The organism is Rhodococcoides fascians NBRC 12155 = LMG 3623 (assembly GCF_001894785.1).
In the GTDB taxonomy this organism is placed as follows: Bacteria; Actinomycetota; Actinomycetes; order Mycobacteriales; family Mycobacteriaceae; genus Rhodococcoides; species Rhodococcoides fascians.
The window spans coordinates 190025-198877 of record NZ_BCWW01000012.1 but is presented as its reverse complement, the minus strand read 5'-3'; the positions used below and the strand labels follow the sequence as shown (position 1 = coordinate 198877).

The following is an 8853-nucleotide window of genomic DNA, read 5'->3' as shown; positions in this document are numbered from 1 at the left end:
GACCTATCACCGCAAACGCCGTCAACGGCGCCTCGGCAAGCTCACCCCTATCGAGTTTGAGACAATCAACCGGACCGCACACGCGGCCTGAATCGCTCAACCCCACTAGTCAACTGAAGTCGGGGCAGTCCCGACAGCCAGCAGAGATGCGCATGTCGAGGATCAGATCGGTCAGTTTGAACTCCGGACCGGAGCGCCGCCCTCGATCAAGCGGGTGCCCGTGCCAGTAAGTACGACTCCAGTGGACAACTCGCCGGACACGGAGGGTCTCGTTGTCTTCGCGATCGCACTCGCCATTAATATTGCTCTCATTTTATTGTTTGATCTTCCCGCGATCTTTTGGATGATTTACTGGTTTATAGCTATTGCTGCCATATCAGTGGTCGTGCGCGCAGATAAGTAATACTGAAAAGAAATAATTGACGTCGAAGTTGCACTTGGATATAAAGTTTCCGCCCTGGGTGAGCTTACGGCAAACGGACAACTGCCGCATTCGACGTGAATGCGGCATCCATTGAGGTAGATGAACATGCATCGAATAACCTACTGGGTCCAGGAGTGGTACTCGCGACCCAACCCGAAAGGAATCACCAGTGCCCGAACCCACGACACCATCGACTGGCGACGACTGGCTCGTGACCGAACTACAGAGGGCCCAGGACGAATACGTTCATGACCCCAGGAGCGATTGGTACACCGAGGACGATCTGGTGGAGAACGGCTACCGCCGCGAAGCCCTGGTCGATCTGTTCGGTAAGCCAATTGAGGGACACGACGGGATCGTCGGATGGACCGTCTCATCGGTAACGAAGATCGAGCAGACACAGTTGGCACCTGCCTACGAGCTGCTCAAGGACGCTTTCGGCGCGTTCCACGACGACGCTGACACCATGACCAGTCGCGTTTACTACTACTACAACTGATTTCGGTTGATGCCGTCGACGACCCGTCTTGCTCGCGCCAGAAGCACGCCCGGGCCGTCGGCGCACACTCACGCTTGTTTCCGCATCAGCTCTGGCTGTCGAGCGGAAGACCCCGATCGAGCGGGTACGCCCATCATGTCGGTGCCATGCGCTAAATTGGATGGTGTGTTCGACCGTCGATGAGGGTCACGGTCGAGTGTCCTGTGGTCAGCACCCACCGACCTCTGCTCAGCAGCGCCCGTCCCGGTGGCCGTGTGCTGGCCGACGCGCTCGCACCCACCCGAAGGCCCTCATGTCCACACTCCCTCGATACTCCGCACGTTCCCCACGTCTGTCGCGCACAGGCAAGCGCGTATTCGCCGTCTGTGTAACCGCTTCCGCCCTTGCCGCGATGCTGGCGGGCTGCGATCCTCTGACCGCTCCCCCGAACCTCACACACGCCACTGAGGCCGTCTCTGCGACCGGCGGTGTCGTGGATCGGGTGATCGACGGCGATACCGTCGACGTGCGTCTGTCGACCGGTGGCGACCCGGTACGGGTCCGCATTCTGGGTATCGACACCCCCGAGACGGTCGACCCCGACGCACCGGTGCAGTGCTGGGGGCCGGAAGCGAGCGCCTGGGCACATCAACAGCTCGACGGCACCACGATCACCGTCACCGCTGATCCGGTGGCCGACGACACCGACCGCTACGGCCGTCTCCTGCGCTATGTCCTGCTCCCCGACGGCGGCAACTACAGCGTCCGCGCCGCCGAAACCGGCATGGCGCGGGCGTACATCTACCAAGGCCAGCAGCTCACCGAAGCTGCGAACATCGCAGCCGCACAGGCGACCGCGCAATCCAACGGTGTCGGCCTCTGGGGCGCACCGTGCTTCGGCGAAGCAGCTCGACGCTGACGACGCCTGCACTGCCTACGTATCTCCCCGCCGACGGTTCTCTGAAGTGGCGGCCATGTCGCCGCACCAACCGCTGAGAAGAAAGATCGATGTCATGGGAAAAGTTGGAATCCTTACCGAAAAGCCCTCCGCAGCACGTAATTTCGCGGCCGCACTGGGCGGGATGAGCGGCACGTTCGAGGGAACGGAGTACGTCATCGTCCACGCTCGCGGTCACCTATTGGAATTGAAGGACCCCTCCGCGATGGTGCCGGCCCCACTCGCCGACACATACCGGAGCTGGGAGCTCGAGCATCTACCGTGGAATGCCGACAACTTCCGCTGGGAGCGAGAGATCCGGCGCAGGGTGTCCGGCGGGAAGTTGGTCACCGATTCTGACGCGAAGAGCTTGCTCCACGAACTGAAGTCGGTGCTCTCGGAGTGCGAGAGCGTATGCAATGCAGCCGATCTCGACCCGACAGGTGAAGGTTCACTGCTGGGCTGGGAAATCGTGGAGTACCTGGGCCTTGAGAACAAGAAGCTCGAACGCATGGAGTTCCTGGACGAAACTCCCGCATCGCTGCGTAAGGCCTTCACAGCCCGTCGACCGGTCACGGCGATCGCTGCCGAGGGCGACTACCGCAAGGCCGACTTCCGGTCGAAGTGGGACATGCTCTCGATGCAGTTCACCAGATTGGCGACCAAGACCGTGGGCGCGACCACCGTGCTCCGCAACGGCCGACTCAAATCTGCGATGGTTGTGATCGTCGGCGACGGGCTCGACGCACACAGGAATTACGTCAAGAAGGCGTTCTACGAGAACCGTTTTCGTGACGAGAACGGTGTCACGTACACCAACCCCGACGTCGATCGATTCGACTCACAGGTCGATGTCCCCGGCGGCCTCGTTTCCTCGCCGGTAGTCCACGACGGGACGACCCGTAAGAAGACAGGGCCGCCGCGGTTGATGGACCTCGCAGCCCTGTCGTCTCTGCTGGCGAAGAAGGGCTTCGGAGCCAAGAACGTCCTCGACACCTATCAGAAGATGTACGAGGCGCAGGTGGTGTCCTACCCGCGCACCGAGGACAAGTTCATCTCGATCGAGCAGTTCAACGAGCTGCTTCCACTGGTCGACACGATCGCCGGCGTCGTCGGAGTGGACCCTGCGGCGCTGAGCCATCGTGGCCCGCGCACGAGCCACGTCAAATCCGGCGGCGCGCACGGTGCCAACCGCCCGGGACCCAACGTCCCGACGTCCCTGGACGCAGTGGAGAAGACCTACGGTGAATTGGGCAAAGAGATCTACGAGCTCCTCGCGAAGAACTACCTCACCATGCTCGCGCCCGATTACGAGTACGACCAGCATCGCGGCCACGTCGAGCAGTACCCGAGCTTCGTCGGCTCGCTGAACGTGCCCGTAGTCGCCGGGTGGAAAGGCGTGTTCAACACCGAGGAGGAGGACCAGCAGTCCGAGGACCAGCCGGAGGGAGTCACCGCGCTCGGCACCGTCGCCGACCCCTTCGTCCACGAGGGCTTCCCCACTCGGCCCCCGCACCCGACGATGGGATGGCTGATGAAACAGCTCGAGAAGCGGAACGTGGGTACCGGCGCGACCCGAACGAGCACCTATGCCGAGGTAACGAACAACTCGGGCGGCAAGGCCCTGATGATCGAGCAGCGCGGCAAGATCACTCTTAGCGCGATCGGTGAGCTCAACCATCGGATTCTGCCGGGTACCCACATCGGTGACCTGACGATCACCGAGCAGGTCTTCGAGCAGATGGCGCAGATCGAGGCCGGAACCGGCGAGGCAGCCGACTATCTGTCCCTCGTGGCCGATCTCGTTCGTCACGACCTGCAGGCGATGAAGGCGAATTCGAGCAGGCTCCCCGGCGAACTCAAGGCTCGCATGGGCAAGGCCGGGGTGACGCGGGCACCGGTGGAGATGGTCGACCTGCCGCCGGAGCTGCACTTCACCCACGCTGGCACGGTCGTGACCCGGGCGAAGCGGGTCTTCGGTGGCCACCGGTTCACCGACTCCGAAGTAGCGAAACTGCTGGCCGGTCAGGTGATCCAGATCGTCGCGACAAGCGCGAAGTCGGGCAAGACGTTCACGTGCACGGGAAAACTCGAACCGGGCGTGATGGACAAGGACGGCAAGCAGTATCCACACGTGAGCTTCAACCCTCGATTCGAGGAGCGTGCACCTCGCACAGACCTGGTCAGCGGAGTGTGGAAAGGCAAACCGGTCACGTTCAAAGGCCGCGGATGGGGTGCCAACGACCACTGGCCCGGCAAGGACTTCACCGAGCAGGAACTCGAGAAGCTACTGGCCGGAGAGACCATCGAGTTCGACGCCAAAAGCAAGACGGGCAAGACGTACCGGGCCCGAGGCGCGCTGGCCGCGAGCACCTACCAGGGCAGCAAGGTCTTCGGATTCAAACTGAAGTTCGAGGACCGAAAGTCCGCCGCAGGCAACAAGAAACGTACCGTACGTAAGTAGGCCTGTACCGCAGGGAAACAGAGGGATTCGCGCGCTCTCGCCCGTCGGGAACAGTTCGAGCGGGAGGTTCACGAGAAGGACTGCTGTGCCTCGTCGATGCGGCCACTCCGAGGCTGTGCCCGTCGGTCCCGACCTAGGGCGTGCCGAGCTGACACAGCGGGTGCAGCTCTCAAGGCCATGTCGAGGAAAGCCGGGCCGGGCCCGATCACGGGAGCTCCGAATCCAGAAACAATCTTTCAGTCCAAAAATTGGCGTTAATTCGCACTTGACTTTCTTCTCTACCCGCTTGAAAGTGTGGCCTGATTGGGTTTACCCTGGTCTCGACCGCGACGCTGAGGGTTCCAACCCTGCACGGCCGCGGTTGTCGGCTTTCTGGACTTTGTCCGTCAGCCATGGATCGGTTCTTTGCCAAAGGGACCACACGGGGGATGGCGCTGCAACGCCGTCTCTCCGACCGAGCCAGGCCGTACGCGGTCTGGCTTTCGTCGTTTTTTCAGGAACAGTTGACTCATTCAGTCCGGAAAACGTAATCTGCTCCTACCTTGATCTATCGGTCCAAGTTCTTCGACGGATTGCAGTCTCGAGAAGAGCAGCACCACCGGAGCGATAGCAGGTCACATGCCCTCCCCATGGAGGAGGTGTGGATTCACCTTTGGCAAAGGCTGCGAGAGCCACTGGCTCTCGCAGCCGCCAACGGGGTGTTCCCCGTTGACAACCGAACAGGAGTTCGTCCATGCTCAAAAACAAAAGCGTGCAGAGAGTTCTTGCCGCTGTCGCCCCGCTCGGCATTCTCGCAACGGGCGCTATTGCCCTGGCCCCGAGCGCTTCCGCCGTTCCGTACCAGACCGGCGACAAGTACGTCGACTGCGGTCCCAGTATCTGCACCGTCTACTGGAGCCAGCCACAGACCGAAGTGATCTTCCAGGACACTCAGGACCCATCGTGGCCGGTCGTGTCGACCTTGCTCGAAAGGAACCTGCTGTCTGCGATCGTCATACAGAACAGCCAGGCAACGCTCGCGAATATCGAAGCAAACGCGAATGCCGCAGTCATGTACGACGGCTGCTTGCAGTTCGCATATCGCGCGGACGGCACCGGCAAGGGACTGTGGGGTTACACCACTCATCCCGACTACTGCTGGGATCCGGCCGTCTTCGAGTTCTGACCGCTGCCGCGTGACTAGTTGACAGTGGCCCTGCACCGATCCGGTGCAGGGCCACTTCTGTTTGCAAGGTCTGATCAGTCGACCTGTAAGCCTGTCCCGATCTCGCTGTATGTGCAGAAGTCAGGACGCTTGGGCGGCCGAACGGCGCGCGTCGTGATCGACGTGCCTACACCCGGGGTGATGAGCTAGAGTCAACGATGTTCGACCGTCGATGAGGGTCACGGTCGAGCGTCCATCCAGCAACAGCGCTGCACCGCACCACTTTCGGGTGTCGGGGCCATCGTGCTGTGGGCTGGCCGACGCTCCCAGTGAAGGCCCTCCATGTCGATTCCTCACTCGCTCTCCCCCAGCACTGACCACATCTCGTTCACCATCGACGGTGGTGAACGTCGATGACCACTCGCTCTGTCTCGACGGCCGAGCTGCAGCGCCGCTCACAGATCGCTGCCGCAGCCTACGAACGCGGTCGCCGCGCCACCTTGGCTGCCGCACGCCGCCGTAACCTGCCCGATCGGGCGCACGTGCGCCGCGAGGAGATCCGCGCGCGCTCCCACTCGTACGAGCCGCGCAGTGACAGTCGCGCGTTCGGGATGCTCGACACCGACGTGTCGTTGGTGCGGGCGGCTGCGTATCTCGCCGCGTCCGGTGTCGCGCACGAGCTGATCACCGCACAGACCTTCACCGATCCTGCTCAGCAAGAATGGGCGGACGCCACCGTCAATCGGACGGCTGCGCACGAGGATGCATGGCGGGAACGGTTGGTCGACAATGGTATCGACGACGCGGTGCTCCGCCCTGGTCTGTCGATGGATGCTCTGGAGTTGCCCGCTGAGCTCGACGGCCTCGACTTCGACGACATTGCCGAACACACCCTCGACGTGTCCTCCACCTCGGCCGACGTCGAACCCCTGAGGCTGGTCGACCTGCTGCGGGAGACACCGCGCCAGGAACAGTCGTCGGGTTCGGTCGTCGACATCACCGACCGGGTCGCGCAGGTCATCGAGCTCGACCGCAGCGTCGACGCGGCCGTCGAGGGTGGTGTGGACGCATGGTGACCAAAAGGCCGACCGCCAGGGGTGCCGGCACGCAGTCCTCGATGCTCCCGTTGATCGCGATATCGCTGGTGATCGTGCTGATCGCCCTCGGATACGGATCGCTCTGGCTCGGGCACGCGTTCACCGACACCGGCGAGTCGATCCCCGGGAACCCGTTTCAGGCCCTGTTCTCCGTGGCCGGCGGGAAGCTGACGTGGCCGACCGTCTCGACTGTGATCTTCGTGATGGCGGTGATCATCGGCTCCGGTCTTGCCGGCGTCGCCGCGGCCGCTCGGGCGTCACGCGGCGGGAAGAACGATGTCGATGCCAAGGCTCGTTTGATGGGGTCGACATCGAAGCTGACCGGGGTGACGGGCAAGCAGGCCCGTGATCGAGCGAAGTCGCTGCGTTCGGATCTGGCCGACCGCGACACCCTCGACGACGCCGACATCGGGGTCATCGTCGGCCGCACGGTCCAAGGCAACCAGAAGGTGTTCATGTCGTGGGAGGACATGATGTTCGCCCTGGCCGGACCTCGTATGGGTAAGACGGCCGCGATGGCTATCGACGCCTTGTGCACCGCGCCGGGCGCGGCAATGTTCACCTCGAACAAACGTGATGGCCATGACCTCACCCGTGGAGTCCGCGAGGAGCTCGGCGCAGTGTGGCGCTACGACCTGCAAGGGATCGCCGAAGGCCCCCGCACCGGCGGTGACGGGTTCTGGTGGAATCCGCTGCGCGGAATCACCAGCATCGTCGCGGCCCGCAAGCTCGCCTCCTACTTCGCGGCCGCATCGAAGGATGATTCGGCTCGCGTCGATGCCTACTTCGACGGCGGTGCACAGGAATTGCTCGCGCAGATGATGCTGGCGGCATCGTGTGCGGGCGGCGATCTGCTGCACGTCTACGGTTGGCTCTCCGACGAGGAGAACGAACTCCCCCAGAAGATCCTCGAGGAACACAACCACCAGATCGTCGCGATGCGGCTGCAATCAGTGCGCGGACTCAACCCGCGCCAGCGAGATGGCCTGTACGACATGGCTCGCCGGTTCATCGGGCTGCTCGAGGAGCAGACCTACGTGATGAGCGTGCTCCCACCCGAGCGGGTGGACGTCTCACTCGGCGCGGTCCTCGACACCGACATCGGCAGGGGCGTGCGCTACCCGCATTCGATGCGCGAGTTCGTGATCGAGAAGTTCGTGACCAGTACCGACACGCTCTACGCCTTGTCGAAGGAAGGGCCGGACTCGTCGTCAGCGCTGACCACAGCGTTGATCGGGTCAATCATCGACGCCGCTCAGCGCACCGCTCGCCGCAGCCCGCGCGGCCGGATGCCGGTACCGATGCTGTGCATCCTCGACGAGGCCGCGAACGTCTGCCGCCTCCCCGAGCTCCCCGCCTGGTACTCCCACCTCGGCTCGCAGGGGATCTGCCTGATGACGATCGTGCAGAACCTCTCCCAGGCCCAGAAGGTGTGGGGCCAGGACGGGGTCAAGCAACTCCAGGATGCCGCAAATTTCCTCTGGTACGGCGGCGGAATCAAGGACAAGACCACCCTGTCGGACCTGTCCGCGCTCGTCGGTGATCACGACGTCGAACGCTGGTCGGCCTCACGGAGCGGCGGCATGTTCGACAGCGGCTCGACCTCGAAGTCGCAGTCCTGGTCGAAGGAACCGATCATGACCGTCGACGACCTTGCCGCAATCCCGAAAACCCGAGCCTTGGTGCAGATTTCGGGAAACCGGCCGGTGCTGATGAAGAAGCTGTACTGGTCCGACGGCCCGAACGCCGACGCCATCACCGCCTCTGCCGAGCGATACGGAATCCCCGAGAAGACGCAGATCCTCCTCGACGAGAACGCAGTCGACCTCGACGAGGTCACCGAGATCGACGAGGAGCCGTTCCTGTGACCGCATTCGACGACTTCGACCCGGCAGAGGGCGACGCGGACGAGGGCGGCCCTGACGAGGAGCCGTCGGCACCGGAGCGGCAGTACGAGTCGATGTTCGACTGGTTCGACACCTGGTTCGCGACTCTGATCACCCGCAAGCTCAGCGGCACCGCCGGAAAGAGCGGCCGGGTGTTCTGTCCCGAGTGGTGGAGACACGACGAAGTGGTGCGACGCCTGCGTGATCTGTGGCTGGCGTGGGAGGGCGCGGAAGCGAGCGAAAATCTCGGGGCACCGAGTGCCTGGTGGATCCACGACGCCGACCCGATGCTGCGCGTACTGCTCGATCCGGACGGTGGCCCGATGTATCTGTGCAGCAGAGACAAGCACGTCACGACCCCGCCGCTACGGCGAACGTTGACTCTGCCCCCAGCGGGCTGGTTCGACGGGCTCGACTGATACT

7 protein-coding genes are annotated in these 8853 nt (G+C 63.1%); all 7 read left to right on the top strand.

The genetic code is table 11. The annotated features are described in order from the left end of the window. Positions 1-593 precede the first annotated feature (593 nt). The 7 genes from RFA01S_RS23120 (at position 594) to RFA01S_RS23090 (ending at position 8849) form a co-directional block, all read left to right on the top strand. Positions 594-923 carry a hypothetical protein gene (locus RFA01S_RS23120; RefSeq protein ID WP_052060758.1) on the top strand — a complete coding sequence of 110 codons (330 nt, stop codon included), beginning with the start codon at positions 594-596 and terminating at the stop codon, positions 921-923. A 292-nt stretch (positions 924-1215) separates the two neighbouring features. Further along, positions 1216-1821, top strand: a complete 606-nt coding sequence (locus RFA01S_RS23115; RefSeq protein WP_238325130.1) for a thermonuclease family protein — start codon at positions 1216-1218, stop codon at positions 1819-1821. 94 nt (positions 1822-1915) lie between these two features. Next, on the top strand, positions 1916-4303 hold the full coding sequence (locus tag RFA01S_RS23110) for a DNA topoisomerase III (RefSeq protein ID WP_032407549.1): 2388 nt from the start codon (positions 1916-1918) through the stop codon (positions 4301-4303). A 733-nt stretch (positions 4304-5036) separates the two neighbouring features. Then, complete coding sequence (locus tag RFA01S_RS23105; RefSeq protein ID WP_032407548.1) at positions 5037-5468, top strand: hypothetical protein; 432 nt, start codon at positions 5037-5039, stop codon at positions 5466-5468. 392 nt (positions 5469-5860) lie between these two features. Beyond that, positions 5861-6523: a hypothetical protein gene (locus RFA01S_RS23100; protein WP_032407547.1), complete on the top strand. Its 663-nt coding sequence runs from the start codon at positions 5861-5863 to the stop codon at positions 6521-6523. After that, positions 6517-8412, top strand: a complete 1896-nt coding sequence (locus RFA01S_RS23095) for a type IV secretory system conjugative DNA transfer family protein (protein WP_052060756.1) — start codon at positions 6517-6519, stop codon at positions 8410-8412. Before RFA01S_RS23100 ends, RFA01S_RS23095 begins: the two co-directional genes overlap by 7 nt. Beyond that, the gene (locus RFA01S_RS23090; protein WP_052060755.1) at positions 8409-8849 is read left to right on the top strand and encodes a DUF4913 domain-containing protein; all 441 of its coding nucleotides are present in this window, start codon (positions 8409-8411) and stop codon (positions 8847-8849) included. Before RFA01S_RS23095 ends, RFA01S_RS23090 begins: the two co-directional genes overlap by 4 nt. Positions 8850-8853 lie beyond the last annotated feature (4 nt).

Bases quoted from the DNA above. Each gene is read 5' to 3' on its own strand.
- RFA01S_RS23105 (WP_032407548.1), top strand. From the start codon at position 5,037: ATGCTCAAAAACAAAAGCGTGCAGAGAGTTCTTGCCGCTGTCGCCCCG.
- RFA01S_RS23095 (WP_052060756.1), top strand. From the start codon at position 6,517: ATGGTGACCAAAAGGCCGACCGCCAGGGGTGCCGGCACGCAGTCCTCG.
- RFA01S_RS23100 (WP_032407547.1), top strand. From the start codon at position 5,861: ATGACCACTCGCTCTGTCTCGACGGCCGAGCTGCAGCGCCGCTCACAG.
- RFA01S_RS23115 (WP_238325130.1), top strand. From the start codon at position 1,216: ATGTCCACACTCCCTCGATACTCCGCACGTTCCCCACGTCTGTCGCGC.
- RFA01S_RS23110 (WP_032407549.1), top strand. From the start codon at position 1,916: ATGGGAAAAGTTGGAATCCTTACCGAAAAGCCCTCCGCAGCACGTAAT.